At 58.4% G+C, this 16,011-nt stretch carries 13 protein-coding genes; 3 read left to right on the plus strand and 10 right to left on the minus strand.

What is annotated here, in order from left to right; translation table 11 throughout:
* Nucleotides 1–126: 126 nt before the first annotated feature.
* The gene (locus BMZ24_RS10285; RefSeq protein WP_092191953.1) at nucleotides 127–405 is read left to right on the plus strand and encodes a type II toxin-antitoxin system RelE/ParE family toxin; all 279 of its coding nucleotides are present in this window, start codon (nucleotides 127–129) and stop codon (nucleotides 403–405) included.
* Between the two features lie 8 nt (nucleotides 406–413).
* Nucleotides 414–743 (plus strand): HigA family addiction module antitoxin, encoded by a 330-nt coding sequence (locus tag BMZ24_RS10290; RefSeq protein WP_092191955.1) that lies wholly within the window; start codon nucleotides 414–416, stop codon nucleotides 741–743.
* A 298-nt stretch (nucleotides 744–1,041) separates the two neighbouring features.
* Here the strand turns inward: BMZ24_RS10290 and BMZ24_RS10295 are convergent, their stop codons facing one another.
* The 9 genes from BMZ24_RS10295 to BMZ24_RS10335 all read right to left on the minus strand — a co-directional run bounded on the left by BMZ24_RS10295 (nucleotide 1,042) and on the right by BMZ24_RS10335 (nucleotide 13,263).
* Nucleotides 1,042–1,824 carry an REP-associated tyrosine transposase gene (locus BMZ24_RS10295; protein ID WP_092191957.1) on the minus strand — a complete coding sequence of 261 codons (783 nt, stop codon included), beginning with the start codon at nucleotides 1,822–1,824 and terminating at the stop codon, nucleotides 1,042–1,044.
* Between the two features lie 617 nt (nucleotides 1,825–2,441).
* Nucleotides 2,442–3,674: an ATP-binding protein gene (locus BMZ24_RS10300; protein ID WP_161949116.1), complete on the minus strand. Its 1,233-nt coding sequence runs from the start codon at nucleotides 3,672–3,674 to the stop codon at nucleotides 2,442–2,444.
* Nucleotides 3,675–4,089: 415 nt separating this feature from the next.
* On the minus strand, nucleotides 4,090–6,285 hold the full coding sequence (locus BMZ24_RS10305; protein ID WP_143077879.1) for a sensor domain-containing phosphodiesterase: 2,196 nt from the start codon (nucleotides 6,283–6,285) through the stop codon (nucleotides 4,090–4,092).
* Between the two features lie 410 nt (nucleotides 6,286–6,695).
* A complete protein-coding gene (locus tag BMZ24_RS10310; RefSeq protein WP_092191963.1) occupies nucleotides 6,696–7,862 on the minus strand; it encodes an ExeA family protein in 1,167 nt (388 codons plus the stop codon).
* Nucleotides 7,863–7,902: 40 nt separating this feature from the next.
* The gene (locus tag BMZ24_RS10315; protein WP_092191965.1) at nucleotides 7,903–8,823 is read right to left on the minus strand and encodes a P-loop NTPase family protein; all 921 of its coding nucleotides are present in this window, start codon (nucleotides 8,821–8,823) and stop codon (nucleotides 7,903–7,905) included.
* 284 nt (nucleotides 8,824–9,107) lie between these two features.
* Complete coding sequence (locus BMZ24_RS10320) at nucleotides 9,108–10,835, minus strand: hypothetical protein (protein WP_092191967.1); 1,728 nt, start codon at nucleotides 10,833–10,835, stop codon at nucleotides 9,108–9,110.
* A 175-nt stretch (nucleotides 10,836–11,010) separates the two neighbouring features.
* Nucleotides 11,011–12,180: an outer membrane beta-barrel protein gene (locus tag BMZ24_RS10325; protein WP_092191969.1), complete on the minus strand. Its 1,170-nt coding sequence runs from the start codon at nucleotides 12,178–12,180 to the stop codon at nucleotides 11,011–11,013.
* A gap of 8 nt (nucleotides 12,181–12,188) precedes the next feature.
* Nucleotides 12,189–12,743: a polysaccharide biosynthesis/export family protein gene (locus tag BMZ24_RS10330; RefSeq protein WP_092191971.1), complete on the minus strand. Its 555-nt coding sequence runs from the start codon at nucleotides 12,741–12,743 to the stop codon at nucleotides 12,189–12,191.
* 64 nt (nucleotides 12,744–12,807) lie between these two features.
* Complete coding sequence (locus BMZ24_RS10335) at nucleotides 12,808–13,263, minus strand: PilZ domain-containing protein (RefSeq protein WP_161949117.1); 456 nt, start codon at nucleotides 13,261–13,263, stop codon at nucleotides 12,808–12,810.
* 447 nt (nucleotides 13,264–13,710) lie between these two features.
* Here BMZ24_RS10335 and BMZ24_RS10340 point away from each other — a divergent pair, with 447 nt between their 5' ends.
* Entirely contained in the window at nucleotides 13,711–15,417 is a 1,707-nt protein-coding gene (locus BMZ24_RS10340) for a sigma-54-dependent transcriptional regulator (RefSeq protein ID WP_092191975.1), read from the plus strand.
* Nucleotides 15,418–15,507: 90 nt separating this feature from the next.
* Here the strand turns inward: BMZ24_RS10340 and BMZ24_RS10345 are convergent, their stop codons facing one another.
* A complete protein-coding gene (locus BMZ24_RS10345; protein WP_092191977.1) occupies nucleotides 15,508–15,939 on the minus strand; it encodes a hypothetical protein in 432 nt (143 codons plus the stop codon).
* Nucleotides 15,940–16,011 lie beyond the last annotated feature (72 nt).

Below are 16,011 nucleotides of genomic sequence, written 5' to 3' on the forward strand. Positions count from 1 at the left end.
GAATACGTATTCATCTGCATTGCTTCCCGTGCTTTCAAAAGACATTGGACTTTGAGTGATCGGTGAACTCTGCGCTTTCAAACCAATTAGCGGCTTTGACATCCGTAACCAATATGGTTACAAACTATGATAAAGACATTTGCACACAAGGGGCTTGAAGCATTTTTTAGAACGGGCTCGACAAAGGGGATTCAAGCCAAGCATACATTCAAGTTGTCTTTGATACTTGACCGGCTTGATGCCGCAACGTCTCTGCAAGACGTTCATTTCCCAGGCGCTGGGCTTCATCCCCTCCAGGGCAACCTGACTGGCCATTGGTCAGTTAGGGTTTCAGGCAACTGGAGGGTGACGTTCCGACTCGAAAATGGTGACGTTCACGTCGACAATTATCTCGACTACCATTAGGAGGCCGCATGCAGACCAGAACCCGCAAACCGACGCACCCAGGCCGCATCATAGAGCACCACTACCTGAGGCCCTTGAACTTGACAGTCACGGCCCTGGCCGGACACTTGGGTATATCCCGGAAGCACCTTTCCAACCTTATCAACGAAAAGGTGGGAATAACCTCGGATATGGCCATGCGCCTTTCCCGTGCTTTCGGGACTTCTCCCGATCTGTGGATGAACATGCAGAAAACTCGGGATTTATGGGAAGCGGAACACGAGCGCACCGGCTGGGAGGAGGTGAAACCTTTGCCCGGAGTGCAAGGTGTTGGCGGCGTTAATGCGGTGGCGGATTAGGGAGTGGTGATTTGTGAATGGGAAAGGCAGCGACGGAGGCAGCGACAAAGGCAACGACCGGAGAACGACGGCGGTGCCTGGGTCTCGTGCCTGTATGCCTGCTCTGCTCTGCCTGGGTCTCTCTGCCTGGGTCTCTGCTCTGCCTGGGTCTCTGAGACTAAGAAGTGCCTTATTTTTTTATCTTTTTTCTCGAAAAAGGGCCTTTTTTCGACCTTAGAATGAGGTCAGCATCCGAAAATTGGCCTATTATTATACCTATCTATCAAATATTATTACTTAAAACTCACGTCGCGGACCTTCAAAATCCCCACTCCAGCATGTTCCCGCCATCCGCCTGCGCACCGTACGGGGCCGGTTGCTCGCCGAGCATGTTGCTTTCGTCCTTCACAATGGACGCATATCCGCTCTGCCTGCGCACATGGTCCACAAACTTTACGCTCCCCACTGCCAGCTCCGCTGTCCACACATCATCCCGGCACAGATGCCCGCGCTTGACCACGTTCTCCACCCATCCCGCGTAATGTTCCGCAAATGACGGATCATCCGGCATACCCGCCAGCCTGGACAGCTCGGACAGGTTCACGGTCTTGTAACGCTGCTTGGGCTTCACGATCTCGTGATACCCGCCATGCTTCCATTCGGAAGGATGCCTGACCACTCCCGCCCGCAGCATGTTGGTATCGATATACAGCGAACACCGAACCAGATGCTCTCCGCTCTCCACAGCCGTGGCATGATAGCGCCGCTCCCAGAAGCTTCCCTTGCGGCCGCTCTTCTTGTTGTAGGCGGCGGCCACCTTGGAACCCAGATCGCGCATCATCTCAGGAATCGCGTTCTTGTCTGAAGGACTGACCACCAGCAGGTGAACGTGGTTGGACGTCACGGTAAAGTTCAGCACCGGCACCCGGTAGCGGGCCTGATTTTCAAACAGCGCGTCCGTCAGCAGTTTGCGATACAATACCTGGCTCAGAAGAAAGTCCCGGTTGTGGCAGCGCGCAGTCAAATGCCACACATAACCAGGTTCAAAAAACCTTTGCGGGTAACCCATAAAGACCAGTCCGGCGTTACTGGTAGCATCCATGGCCCAGACCGGCGATTCACCGATCAGGACCGGGCATCATCCAAGGTGTGCGCGTATGCTGTCTAATTATCGCGCTCAAGAACGGCAGACCTCATGTGCACAACCTGGATGGACCGCTACCAGCGCAAAAATTCCATGCCAATTCGACCTGTTACCCATCTTTTACTGCAGGAGCCTCTGGAACAAAGAACAATTGACCAAAAAAAGGCGACAGGATCAGGATCTGACTACTGCCAACGCCCTGCTCTGAAAGCGGTCACGCACCTTTCCCAGATTCTCACGCTAAGACGCGCAAATAACACAAGTCCCGTGCCAGCAAGACTTTTCTCGAAACCAGCGGGAAAGCCACGCCGGGCGGGATTTTGGCTGGTTTTTCAGAGGAGTTGAGCAAGGAGGGGGTTGTCTGATTTGGTTGGACTGGGAGGGGGAGGGGGGGGGAGGCAACGACCGGAGGACGACAAAGGCAACGACAGAGACAACGACCGGAGAACGGGAAAGTCAATCCAGATGAGGGCGTCTATCGCTGCCTCCGTCGTTGGTTCTATCGATGCCTCCGTCGCTGCGCGATAATTGAAAAAAAATTGACCTGTCCATTCACCATTCACCATATTCACCTTTCAAATAAACCCGAACAGCCACAGCGGAATCCTCCGCCCCACTCCTATCTCGATATTATCGAGAGCCAACCATGCGTTTTCAATGCCTTTTATCTGCCCGCCATCCTTGCCTTTCCCGCCGATTTCAAAGGTCAGGCTTCCGTCAACCAGAAAATCACCCTTGGGCGCGACCCTGACCGTGTGGTCGGCCTGCAGCATGTTCAGGAAGAACGTTTCGCGGACCGCGCCCCTGTCCGCTACCGAATTGCCGGCAAGGGCATGGTAGAGGTTGGGGTTGTTCAGGTAGATCTTCTCGGGCTTCTCCATGGCACGCAAGCCCTTGTCGCTCTTGGGCACGGTCAGCAGAATGCCCGCCTCCTCCAGAAATCCGAGATAGTTTTTCAGGGTCCGCTCATCGCCGATCTCAAGCATGCCCTTGAGCGCCTTCATGTCCGGGGTAAACGGCACCAACCCCGCAACGACAGCAAGGAGTTTACGCATCTTGCGGATGCTCGCCCCGCCGAGCGCGGGATGAATGGCGGGCAGGTCCACTTCCAGCGCAGCCTGGACCTGCTGGGTCAGCGTGAGTTGAAACTGCGCCGTATCGGGGTATTCCAAAAAATACGGATAATATCCGCGCATCAGGTAGTCGTTGAAAAGGGGCAGCACCTTGTTCCCGCCCTGCTCCAGTTCTCGGACAATCAGCTCCGCCGACCGTGCATGCCCGGCGACCAGATCCGTGAGCGCCAGCCGCTCGAACTCCAGCCCATGGACCATGCCGAGATACTCCCTAAACGAAAGTCCCCGCATCCGCAGGACCAGCGCCCTGCGGCTCAAGTCATGGCTGCCGCGCGCGATCTCCAATGCCGAACTGCCCGAGGCGATGATTCTCAGACCAGGAAAGGTGTCGGCCATGCTTTTGAGTTCCATGGACCAGGATGGATATTTGTGAATTTCATCAAGGCAGAGAAGCTCCCCGCCATACTTGTGAAATTCATCGGCGATTTCATACAGGGATGAACGTGCGACCAGAAAATGGTCCGCCTGAACATACAAACCCGTGCGCGTGAAGATGTCGCCTCCACAGCCAGCCAACAGGTTCTGGATCATGACTGTGGTCTTCCCGACCCCACGCGGACCGACGATAATGTGAAATCGGCCGCCGGAAAGAGCATCCTCAAAGAAAGGACGTCTGTAGGGGCGATTGCGGACGCGGATCAATGTCTGGCTGAGGCCGAAAAGGTCGTCGAGCATGGCGAACTCCGAAAAATAGGATTGGAGTCCGACCATATTTTTGTTTTATTAGGATTGCAATACTATTTCCAGGTGTGAGGACAGGAGTCGGTTGTCGATAATCGCCCTCACAAGGAAACGACATGACCGCACGCAAGCCTCTTCATCCATGGTAGGCGCCAAGGCGTTGCCTTGGGCGTAGGTGCAACCGTGTTGCTGGAAACCTTTGCCAGGCGGCGTTAATGCGGTGGCGGATTAGTGAGTAGTGATTGGTGATTGGGAAAGGCAGCGACTGAGGCAACGACTAAAGCAACGACCGGAGAACGACGGAGGCAGCGATAAAGGCAACGGGAAAGGCAATCCAGATAGAGGTGTCTGTCGATGCCTCCGTCGCTGGTTCCGTCGCTGGTTCCATCGCTGGTTCCATCGCGGCCCCCTATTCCCGCTCCTTCGACAGATATCCGATAAGAGCCTCTTCATCCATGGTCGGTGCCAGGGCGTTGCCTTGGGCGTAGGTGCAGCCGTGTTCCTGCAGTGAGCACAGGCGCGTTGCGTCCTCGACGCCGGGGGCGATGAGGGTGAGGCCTGTGCTTTTGGCGATGGCGGAAAGGCTTGTCAGTACTCCCGGATCGTTCTGCAGCGAAACGTTCAGTTTGAGCCCGCGCAGCGGGAAGTGGTGCAGGTCCGCAAGGGAGATGTGGGTCGCGTCGAAATGATCCACAACGATGCCCACCCCGGCCTTGTCCACTTCCGCGAAAACACTTGAAAACCGCTCCCCGAAATATTTCAGCCACTCCTCGCGCACCTCCAGAACAATGGCCTCGGGTCTTAATCCATGTTCAAGGACGACTTCCGTCAACTCCTCGATGAAGCCAAGACGCAGGGCGTTTCTGAGAGAAACGTTGAGGCCCAGAAAAAAACTTTCCCCCATGACCTGCTGAAAACGCTTCAAGGCCGAGCAGGATTTCCGGACCGCCCACGCCTCAAGTTCGAACACCACGTCGCTATGCTCCGCAAACGGCAGAAACCATTCAGCCCGCAACAGTCCCTTGCGCTTGTGGTTCCAGCGCATGTACGCCTCGACTCCGCAGATCGTTCCGGTCTGCAGGTGCACTATCGGCTGATAATGCATGCACACTTCGTTCTCCAGGAGCGCGTTGCGCAGCCCGCTTTCGATCCGCAAGAACTGCACGGCCTCGTTGTTCTGCCGGTCATCGAAGATCACAATCTGCCGCTCGCCCCGCTGCAGCGCCCTACCGAGCGCGACCCTGGCATCCTTGAGCATGTCCTTTTCGTCCGTATAATCCCTGGGCGCCATGACCACGCCGAAGCTGCACGTCACCCGCAACTCGCTCTGACCGAGCTTGAAGGCCCTGGCGGTTTCCTCCTGGATGCGCTGGGCGACGCGGACGGCTCCGATGACGTCGGGGACATTGTCCAGCAACATGAAGAACTGCTCGGAATCCAGATATGCCGGAATATCGAGGGTGCGCAGACATTTTACGGTCCGCTTTGCAAGCATTTCAAAAAATGCTCTCTGATCCTCGATCTGGAGGAGAACCTGCTCCGCATTGTCGATGCCCATGACCAGCACGGCGAAAGCGTAGTCCGGGTGGCGGATGGACCGCTTCAGGGCGTATTGCAGGCTGTCGGAAAACGTGTGGTCGGAACCTGCTTTCGGACTATCCGAGCCCGGCGAATCCGTGGCCGGATGATAATGCGCGGAGAAAAAAAGCGGATAGTCCTTTTCATCCTTGTGCAGATAGACGCGGACATGGCAGGGCACGAACTTTCCACCGGACGTTTGCAGCTCCGTATCAAGTTCCTGTGTGCGGCCGGTTTCAAGAAGGGAGGCCAGGACATTTTCCTGCAAGGCTTGAAAATCCAGGCTCGCCAGATCGAGAGTCCAGTTGCGTGTCGCAAGTTCAAACCGGGAATAACCGCTGAGATTGAGAAAAGCCTCGTTTCCCCCCAGAACCCGGCCGTCAGCGTATCCGGCCAATACCGGAGTTTCCAGATGACCGAGAATTTCTTCCATGAAAACATTTTTCTGCGCCAGGCGGTGATACTCCACAAACCCGTCGAGAACCGAATCGACCGAAGGCGTTGCCTCGGCGGGCCTGTCTGACGCGGAAGACAGATCTGGCCTGAGATAGACCTCCGAATCGATGATCACGGCGGGAGAGATCATGAGCGCGCCCAACGCCTCGGGTTGCAAGGGGGGCCGAACGAGCGTGAACGACACCACGGACGGCTTTTGCTCCCCGGACCGACCCGGAACCGAGCCCTGCGAATCTTCCGCGGACGGTTCCGGGGCGCGCTGGGCTTGGACACGACAAATCTTGAACGCGCCACTCCCCGCTTCATCACTGACAAGATTGGTCGCCGGTGAATCCACATTCCCCGGTGCATCGAAACGAGCATCGCCACGCAGGGGGCCAGGCGCCGGAGTCCGGCAAGGCTGATCGTCCTCGCCACCATCAAGCGCAAGCCGATGGCCTGCAAGGCCTGCCTGGGTTTTGAGCGCATCGAGAAAATTCCGGACGCTCTGCTCGGAAGTGCAGATCACAATGCAAGAATCGACAGGCAGAAGAAAGAGAAAGTTGTCCAGATCGGGAGAGACACGACGCAAACGGAAATATTCCGTTTTTCCTGAAGCATTCAAGGAAGGAAATGAGAAAAAAACCAATTCTTCCGGTGAAAGTAAATTATTACTCACGGCACATCCCGGCTGTCTTATCTCATCTTTTGGAACTCGGACTTGCGTGAAAGTTTCAAGACACAATTTGTTTTTCTATACATTGCGGTCTTAAAGTCAACGAAAGCGGCTTTGTGACGACACTATAAAAAGTCGCAAAAGAACCTGGGTGTCATTCCCGCGAACGCGTGCCAGCACGGCCAGCCGGACCAAGTCGGGCGATAGCGCGAATGTCGGGCGATAGCGCGAATGTCGGGCGATAGCGCGAAATCAGTTCTTTTCGGATAGTTAAAAAGGCATGGCTCCCCTTCTTCAAGGGGATGACAACTTTATGCAGGCCGCCTTTACCCCCGTCGCCACAGCCATTGCAGAAAGCCGCCGGATTTTTCCGGTTTCTTTTCCGTGGGCATGGGCGGGGTTTGGGCGGGTGGAGCCTGAGGAGTGAGAGCCTCGGGCTGCGCGGGGGCCGACGGCACGGATTGCCCTGGGTTCGTTTCACCGGCTTTTGCAGGCGTGTTCCCGGCTGGCTTGCGCAGATCCGCAAGCTCCAGGGCCATGAGCTGCACGTCCGTGCCCCAGGCCGCGAAGCGCTCCTCCATGACCGTCAGGCGGCGCTCCATGGCGGCCAGGCGCTCTTCCAGATCCGGCGTGACCGTCATCCCGGCCGAGGGCTGCGTGTCCGCCAAGGCCTGGACACCGTTTGAATGCAGCATGGGCGCCATGTCCCGGGCCACGTCCTCCACCACCTCGGGGCCGATGATGGTCAGCTCGTCGGCAAAACCGTGCACCAGGGCGGCGTCGCAGATGATGTTGATCAGACGCGGCACTCCGGCCGACACGGTGTGGATGGCCTCCATGGCCTCGGGCGTGAACAGCAGCGGGTTGCCACCGGCCTGGGCCAGGCGGAAGCAGATGTAGGCCCTGGCCTCGTCGAGTTCCAGGGACGGCAGGTGAAACGTGGAGGTGATGCGCTGGGCCAACTGGGTCAGGGTCGGATCGGCCAGCTTGCGGCGCAGCTCCGGCTGGCCCACCAGCACCACCTGCAAGAGCGGACGACTGTTGCCCTGCAGATTCGAGAGCAACCGGACCTCCTCCAGGGCGTCGCGGGACAGGTTCTGCGCCTCGTCCACGATGACGATGGCGTGCCGCCCCTGACTGAAGCGCTCGATGAGAAACTCGTTGAGCATGGCCAGGTTCGCGGCCTTGTCGTCGCCGGGATCGCCGGCCTCGAACTCGCGGATGATGAGCCGAAGCAATTCGTCGCCCGTGACATTGGTGTTGAAGACCAGCGCCACGTCCACGGCCTTTTCGATGCGTCCCAAAAGATAACGGATGAGCGTTGTCTTGCCCGTACCGATCCCCCCGGTCAGCACCACAAACCCGGTACCCTCACCCAGACCGTACTTCAAATGCCCGAAAGCCAGCTTGTGCTTTTCGCTCATGTACAGATAGGCCGGATTGGGCACGATGGTGAAAGGCCGCTCGCGTAGATTGTAGAAATTTTCGTACATGCTTTTCTTGTTTTTTAATTCATCATTCACCACAAAAACGCTACAGCGTTTTGTTCATGACAACACCCAGCAGATTCCGTCCTTCCAGCATGCCCAGCGCGGTCTTGAGATCGCCTTGCGCGGTCCGGCCTTCGTCGGCCACGAGCACTATGCCGTCCACATATTCCGCGAAGACCAGTGCATCGGGGATGCCCAGCAGATGCGGGCAGTCGAAGATGACGTAGCGGTCCGGGTAGCGGCTCTTCATCTCCGCCACGAGATCCTGCATGCCGGGCGAACTGATGATATCCACGGAGTCCTCCTGGGACCCGCCCGCGGGCAGGACCACGAGCTTGTCGATGCCCGGGTTCACGAACAGGTCCTCAACAGGCAGGCCGCGCAGGAAATGGTCGGACAGTCCGGGCCGCGAGTCCATGCCCAGCCCGCACGAGATGCCGGGCCAGCGCAGGTTGGCGTCCACCAGCAGCGCCGTCTGGCTCGCGTCGCGGGCGATGGTGATGGCCAGATTGGTGGCCACGGTGGTCTTGCCCTCGCCGCGCCCCGCGCTAGTGACCATGATCGTGTTCAGGCCCCTGGACCGCGTCTGACGCAGGATTTGCGTACGCACCACATTGAAGGCGTCCCGCAGCTCGCGCGGCGCGCCCTCTCCAAGAAGCCTGCGCTCCTCCATCTTGTGGAAGCAGGCCTGCTCGACCTTGGTCTGCTCGTAACGCACCTCCACGCTATCCCGCCGCCCAACACCCCCGGCCTGCGTGGCCTGCGCGGCAGGCACGACAGGCGCGGCCTGTTCGATCTGTGCGGCCTGTGCGACAGGCGCGGCAGGTGCGACCTGTGCGACAGGCGCCACGTGCGTCACGGTCCTGGCCGGGACCGAATCGGGCACAATGATCCCACCCGAATTCCCCGCCGCCAGCCGCTCCGCTTCCTCGGCCTTTTCAAGGGCCTTGATGATCTTACTCATGTTACTCCTGAATATTTGAGAGGGTACGACGGAGGCAACGGGAGAAGCAGGGCAAGAAATTTACTCGTATCACCCCTGCCTTTGCGTCGATCCTGTCCCAGACGTCCATCCTTGCCTTATCTCTACCTTGTCGGCGCCTTACCCCTGTCTTATCCCCGTCTTATCAATATCTTGTCGCGGCCTCTATCGCTGCCTTTGTCGTTGCCTCTATCCCTGCCTTTGTCGTTGCCTCTATCGCAGCCTTTGTCGCTGCCTTTGTCGTTGCCTCTATCCCTGCCTTTACCCTAAAACCTGTCCAAAATCTGATAAAAAATAATGTCCAAAGGCCGCACGTACACGTGGAAGAGCAGCACCAGCACCGCGAACGCGCCCGCCAGGCCCGACATGACCAAGGCTATCTTGCGTTTGCGCCTGACCACTTCCGCGCCCGTGGCGATGTAGGGGATGGCTCCCAGGAGCGGGGCGTCGGTCAGGAGGCGCAGGGAGCGCATGCCGCGCACCGAGCCGTCCATGGCCTCGGCCAGGGCTCCGCAGCCGGCCCCGAAGCCCACGGACATGACGAACCCGACCAGCATGAGCAGCATGCGCTTGGGCTTGGCGGGCACCTCCGGCAGCATGGGCGGCTCGATGAGGGTCAGCTTCTCGCCGGCCCGCTCCTGCTCGAGCTCCTTGGAATCGCGCGCGGCCATGAGCTTCTGCGAGGTTTCCTGGAACTTGAACTGCGCGTTCTGATGATCGCGTTCGAGCTTGCGGTACTGCTGTTCCACCCGCGGCGCATTCTCCAGCCGCCGGGTCAGCTCGTCCTGGCGACGGCGCAGGTCGGAAAGCATGGCCTGCTGGCTCTGCAGATCCATGGCCGTGGCCTGCAACTGGCTCTTGAGCGCCATCCAGGCCGGGTTGTCGGCGCTTTCGGCCACGGAACTGGCGACCATCCGGCTGGACCCCGCGCCGCTGGCTTCAAGGGCCTCCACACGACGCTTCGCCGCGAGCACGTCGGGATGATTCTCCCCGTATTTGGCGCCAAGATCGGATAGCTTGGCACGCTCCGCCGCCAACTCCTCGGCCAGATCGACGCTGACTCCCGAACCCTCCAGGGCCGCGATCTGCTCGCGCAGCTTGATGACCTCCGGATGCTTGTCCGAATGCGTGGCCGTCAGCGACACGTATCTGGTCTTGAGCGCCCGCAACTCCTCCACCGGAGGCAGCACGCGCCCGCCGTCGGCCGTGACCAGGGTGCGCTGCGGCGTAATCGTGGCCAGCTGCCCTTCCAAAAAGGCCCGGCGTTCAAGGATGCCGCGAATGTTCTCCTGATGGGCCTGCACGTCGCGCTCGATGCGGTCCAGGGTCTGCAGATTGAGCTGGGTCAGCTCCGGCAGGGAGCCCAGGTGCTCCTCCTTGAACCGAGCGATGAGCTCCTCGGACTGGGCCACCTCGTCGCGCAGGGCCACCAGCTGCTTTTCCAGAAAGGAATAGGCCGTGGACGCCTTCTCCTCACGGTTTTTGAGGTTTTCTTCCAGAAAAAGAGAAACCAGGGTGTTGGTGGTCTGCAGCACCTTGGCCGGATTCGTACCTTCGAAACCCACGGAGAAGGCGATGGTCGCCGTGGACGGCCGCCCCGTGTTGCTCATGACCTCGGCCTGGATGGGCTCCATGGTGATGTTCTTGCGCATCATGGCCACCAGCGCCTCGGAAGTCATGGTCTTGCGCTCTTCCTGATACAGGCCGACGCGCTCGATGATGCTCATCAGGTTGGAGCGGTTCAAAACGACCTGGGTGATGGTCTGAAGCCGCTCCTCCACGAATCCGGTCACCGTGGAACGCACCAGTTCCTGCGGCACCTCCTGCCCTTCGATGAGAATCGTGGCCGAGGATTGATACTTGGCGGGCAACAGGGCCACCACCACGGCAACCACGACAAAAAGGGCCACGGCAGGCAAAACCATCTGCCAGATACGACGCCGGACGACGCCGACAAGATAACCAAGTTCCGTATCTTCACTGAACTGAGACATTTATTCTCCTTGGGAGAATGGTTTTTGGTGATTGGTGAATGGTGATTGGACAAGAAATTCGAGTATCAATTGCAATGAAATAACAACTCGCAATTCAAAACAGAAATATAAACCCACACACAATCCTAACCAATCACTATTCACCAATCACCATTCACTATTCACCAATAATTATTCACCAAACTCCAGGCCAATCCATCGTCACTCCAAGATATACGCGATTGCGGTCGGTAATCTCGCTGGCTTCGATATCGTCTTCATGGGTATACAGATAGCCGCCGTCCAGGGTGCAGTCCTCGGTCAGACGGTAGCGCAGGGTCGGGCCCAGGCTGTAGGTCTGGGTGTTCTCGTCCTGCACCAGGCCAGAGGTTTTGGACATGTACCAGGCCAGCTGTGCCCCAAGATAGAGGCGCTCGGACAGATTGCGGCCGAAGGTGGCGCGCAGGCGGTCACGGGTGATGAGCTCGCCGTAGGTCGAGGGTGATTCGGACCTGTCGGCGCTCAGGGTGAGTTTCCAGACTTCGTCGGTCCAGGTGGCCGAGACCGAACCCGAAAAGGTCAGCTGACTGTCGTCCAGGCTCAGCCCCGAGTCGAATTCCACCTCCGACTCGGTCTGACTGGCTCCGCCCATGACCTGAAACTCCAGGGTCTCCGAGGCTTTCCAGGCAAAACCGACCAGGGCGGACAGGACCAGCTGCGAGGTCTCGCCGTTGACCAGATCGAAGCGGTAGGCCTGCGCACCGGCCTGGCCGATGACGCGCCACAGGCCGTCGCCCAGGGCGTGGCTCCAGGTCGTGGTCAGGCCGCCCATCTGGTAATCGGTAAAGCCCGTGCGCTCATAGCGGACCAGTCCGGCGCTGCCGTCCAGAGACAGCTCGTCGCGTTCGGTCAGGCGCAGGGTCAGGCCAGGGGTGGCCGTGTAGGAATTGCGAGCCACTTTTTCCGTGGTGATGCCCGACTCGTCGAACTCGCTCTCCACGGTGTGATCCCGGACCCAACGCGCGCCGAGGCGCAGCACCAGCCGTTCGCTTGCGGCATGGGAGACATTCGCCCCGAACTGGACGTTCTCCCGGGAGTATTCGTCGTGCTCGGCGTACTGAAAGGCATCCAGGCGGCCCTGCAGCCCAAGGCGCGTCACCTCGTCGCCTCCCTCGACCTTGAAGGCCGGAGAAAGCATGAGCTCGGCATCGGAGTCGCCCTTGCCAAGAGTGTTGTCGTCATAAGCCGCGCGCACGCCGATGGACGGCGTGACCATGGTTTCGCACACGCCGCTTGCGGCGGTCAGACCCAGAAGCAGGACCGCCGCCGAAAAAGGGACGAAAAAGCGCATGATGAAAGGCGTCATGAGAGCTGTCAGGGAACGATGACGATGTCGCCGGGTTCGAGCAGCACGTTCTGCTCCAGGCTCTTGCCGCCCGCGATGTTGTCATAGTCGAAGGGGAGATAGCGCTGCCCGCCCTGGGCATCCGTGCGGATGACGCGCACCGAGCCGGTGGAGGCGTAGGGGGTCATGCCGCCGGCCATGGCCAGGGCCTGCAGGACGTACATGGGTCCGTCCATGGGAAAGACGCCGGGCTTTTGCACCTTGCCGACCACGGAGACCTTGGGACTGCGCGATTCGATGAGCATCACGGTCACGGGCGCGCCGTGGATGTACTCGCCGATCCTGGTCTCCAGCCCGGCACGCAGCTCGTCGACGCCGACCCCGGCAGCCTGCATGTCGCCGACCAGGGGAAAGGAGATCTTGCCGTCGGGCCGTACAAGAACCTTGCGCGCCAGGCTCTCATCCCCCCAGACGGAAATCTCGAGCACATCGCCGCTGCCCAGGGGAAAAGCAGCGCCCTGACCGGCATGTGCGGGAACGCAGAGCAGAAAAAAAAGAATCCCGAACCGCATGAACAAATTCATAAATGCTCCATTAAAATGCAGAAAATTATAGCGCTCAAACGCGCCAGGCCCAGTCAGACAGTCGTCAGTAGCTGACTTCGGCCAGCGATCCCAATGGATTTCTGAAAACCGCGCCGATTATCACCCCGGCCTCGTCCAGCGCCTTGCGACAGGCGGTGCAGGCCATGTGCAGGGGTTTACCGTGATCCGAAAACTGAAAGAGCACCTCGAACTCACGCCCTTCCGCAAAGCTCTCGGGCTCGGTCGAATTCAGGCGCAAGCCGATGCCCGTGGTCGAGATGTCGCGCAGCTGTGCCACACGATACCGCCCTCTGCGCCCGTCCGGATCAAGCGTGTGCACCACGGCGAAGCCGGAGAGGAGCTGGCGGGTGGCCCTGCGCCGGTCCTGAATGCTGTCATCGGGGGTAGCCTGAAGGGGACCGCCCGGAGCAGGCGCGGCCTTGCCACCGGAAGAGTCCTGTTCGCGCAGGTAGCTTTCGAGGTCGGTATCCAGCCAGAGAAGGGGGCGTTTTTTTGTCACGGGGGACTCCCTTGCAATTTTTCGCAATCATATGAAAGAATTGTGCCATTTTCAAAATCACCGGATCATTCCCCGCTCACCCGCCCGTACCGGGAGGTTTCAAGACCTTTCACGCCTTCCCAGCCACTGTCCAACGAAACAGGACTGGCACAATGCGCCACGAGTCAAGCACCATTCGTGTCCGATTGAATCGGACTTTCATCATCTCGGGGCGTTATGAAAATAATTTCGACAGTCCGATGACCGTACCGATAGATGCTTCACATTCATTATTGTTTCGTGTAGTCGCCCTTCTTCAGAGATATAACGCAAAAGTAACGCTGTATTACATTAAAGTCATACATTTTTGAGCTCATTTTTCAGAAAACAAAAATGTATTACGTCAATGTCATACAATTCAGACTGTTTCAATATGGATGGCTGTGATTTTTCAAAGGCGATAAGGCTATGGCATCAGTACTCATCATTCACGAACGCAGCGATATTTGCCACCTGCTCAGCCCGGCTGTCGAGAGTCACGGGCATGAATGCTTTTCCCTTGCCTCTTGTGAACAAGCTACACTGACTCTCAAAACCACCGCATTCGACATCGTCATTCTTGACATCGACATCACCGAGAAACCGGGCGAGGCTGTGGCGGCCCTGGCCAAGTCAGAGTGCAGGCCGCATATCCTGATCATCACCAACGGCTGCAATCCCGTCACCCTCGAAGAAGCCATCCGCGCAGGTGCATGGGACGTGGTGTGCTCGCCGTTCACTCACGAGGAACTGGGCCAGGCCATCAACCGCTGCCTGCACCACCGCCGCGCCAGGATGGAGATCAAGAATCACGGTGACATCAAGCGCGATGCCATCCTCGGGACCAGCCCTTGCCTCGAAGAGTGTCTGGAACACATCGCCACCGCCGCGCACAGCAACGTCAACATCCTTATCCTGGGCGAAACCGGGACGGGCAAGGAACTCTTCGCCAACGCCATCCATGAGAACAGCAAACGCGCGGAGAACAATTTCATTGTCGTGGATTGCACCAACATCCCCAAGACCCTGGCCGAGAGCCTGCTCTTTGGTCATGAGCGCGGCTCCTTTACAGGCGCGGCCGAGGCGCGGGATGGACTCTTTCGGCAGGCCGACGGGGGGACAATTTTTCTCGACGAGATAGGCGATCTGGATATCGAGGTGCAAAAATCGCTGCTGCGGGTTCTGCAGGAACGCCGGTTCAGGCCGCTGAGCTCCAAGAAGGAAGTCGCAAGCAACTTCAGGCTGGTCGCCGCCACGAACCGCAACCTCGAAGCCATGGTCAAACGGGGCGAGTTTCGCAAGGATCTCTACCATCGCCTGCGCACCAGCGTGATCCAGCTCCCCCCTCTGCGCGAACGCAAGGAAGACATCCTGCCCATCGCGAGCTACCATGTGCGCCAGATTTGCGCGGAATTAGGCTTTGAAGAAAAGGAACTTTCCTACGATCTGCACCACGCCCTGACCCTCTACAACTGGCCCGGCAACGTGCGTGAACTGATCAATGTCCTGCACGCGACAGTGCAAAACGGCACCGGGGAATGCAGGCTCTACCCCCAGCACCTGCCTGTGGATATCCGCGCCAAGGTGCTGCTCAAACGTTCGGGCAGACCACAGAGCGACGGGTATCTGGTGGCCGACGAGGATGGCGCATGCAAGGCCAAGGGAGGAACTCTTGGCTGTCCACTCCTGCCCGCCGCGATTGCCCGGATAGCGACCCGGCCAGCGCCTCCGGCGGAAATTGAATCCATGAACCCGCAAGTGCGACGGCACGTGGAAATGACCGCAGGCCCCGGCTCGTGCGCGAAGCCCTCCGGGGATTTGGGCTCGAATCCGTCACCGACGCCCAAAGGTCTGGTCGGCTCGCCCGCGAAGCACAAGCCCGGCAACGGTTTCGCGCACATCGAAGGCCCGCACATCACGCTACCCCTCCCCCCGGAAAACGCTTCGGACTCGCAGCTGCTGCCTCTACGTACAGTCCGCGAACTGGCCATGCAGGACGTGGAGGCCATCTACCTGAAACGCCTCGTGAGCAGCAGCCAGGGAAACTTCCAGCGCGCCCTGACAATATCCGGTCTCAGCCGCGCCCGGCTCTACGACCTTTTGAGCAAGCACAGCCTGAACATTAGTGGGAATTGAATTGGTGGTTTGGTGAATAGTGAATGGATATGGTCTGCTGGTCTTGCCATTCACCATTCACAATCTTTCCCTCACATGCTTCGGCAGAAATCACTTTTCTTCGATCTTGAACTTGTTCATCCCGAAATTCCGCGACGGGTTGGGGTATTTGCTGGTCAGGAGCAACTTGTTGTCCTTCAGGAAGCCAAGAACGTGATCGACCCGAGGTTCTATCTCGGCCGGATCCATTTCATAAAGGCGCGACACCAATCGCACGCATTTGTCTCGTGAAATTCTGTTGTACATGAATAGCAGAACGGTCGTGCCCTCGACTCCCTTGAATTCAGCCGGCTCGAAACGCCCCTTTTTGCTGCCCATGACAACGCCGGTCTCCGACAACTCGACCGAAACGTAATTTCTGGCCACAATGATGATATCTTCCTCGACCGTTTCGTTATGTGCTTGAACGCCAATGGCGCAGCACAAAAAGGCAATGATCAGAGCGATGCTCGGCAGCAGCATCTTCGTCTTGAAATGCTCCATAATGTCCTCCTTTATCATGTATCCTTAAGGTGATCATATCAATCCCCGTGCCACAAGCCATCTGCCAGCCGC

It is taken from the genome of Desulfomicrobium norvegicum (genome assembly GCF_900114595.1).
Taxonomy (GTDB): domain Bacteria; phylum Desulfobacterota; class Desulfovibrionia; order Desulfovibrionales; family Desulfomicrobiaceae; genus Desulfomicrobium; species Desulfomicrobium macestii.

What these genes read in the sequence shown, in the direction of transcription:
- BMZ24_RS10290 (WP_092191955.1), top strand. Translation starts at nt 414, where the DNA reads ATGCAGACCAGAACCCGCAAACCGACGCACCCAGGCCGCATCATAGAG.
- BMZ24_RS10340 (WP_092191975.1), top strand. Translation starts at nt 13,711, where the DNA reads ATGGCATCAGTACTCATCATTCACGAACGCAGCGATATTTGCCACCTG.
- BMZ24_RS10345 (WP_092191977.1), bottom strand. Translation starts at nt 15,939, where the DNA reads ATGGAGCATTTCAAGACGAAGATGCTGCTGCCGAGCATCGCTCTGATC.
- BMZ24_RS10325 (WP_092191969.1), bottom strand. Translation starts at nt 12,180, where the DNA reads ATGACGCCTTTCATCATGCGCTTTTTCGTCCCTTTTTCGGCGGCGGTC.
- BMZ24_RS10315 (WP_092191965.1), bottom strand. Translation starts at nt 8,823, where the DNA reads ATGAGTAAGATCATCAAGGCCCTTGAAAAGGCCGAGGAAGCGGAGCGG.
- BMZ24_RS10295 (WP_092191957.1), bottom strand. Translation starts at nt 1,824, where the DNA reads ATGGATGCTACCAGTAACGCCGGACTGGTCTTTATGGGTTACCCGCAA.
- BMZ24_RS10300 (WP_161949116.1), bottom strand. Translation starts at nt 3,674, where the DNA reads ATGCTCGACGACCTTTTCGGCCTCAGCCAGACATTGATCCGCGTCCGC.
- BMZ24_RS10330 (WP_092191971.1), bottom strand. Translation starts at nt 12,743, where the DNA reads ATGAATTTGTTCATGCGGTTCGGGATTCTTTTTTTTCTGCTCTGCGTT.
- BMZ24_RS10310 (WP_092191963.1), bottom strand. Translation starts at nt 7,862, where the DNA reads ATGTACGAAAATTTCTACAATCTACGCGAGCGGCCTTTCACCATCGTG.
- BMZ24_RS10285 (WP_092191953.1), top strand. Translation starts at nt 127, where the DNA reads ATGATAAAGACATTTGCACACAAGGGGCTTGAAGCATTTTTTAGAACG.
- BMZ24_RS10320 (WP_092191967.1), bottom strand. Translation starts at nt 10,835, where the DNA reads ATGTCTCAGTTCAGTGAAGATACGGAACTTGGTTATCTTGTCGGCGTC.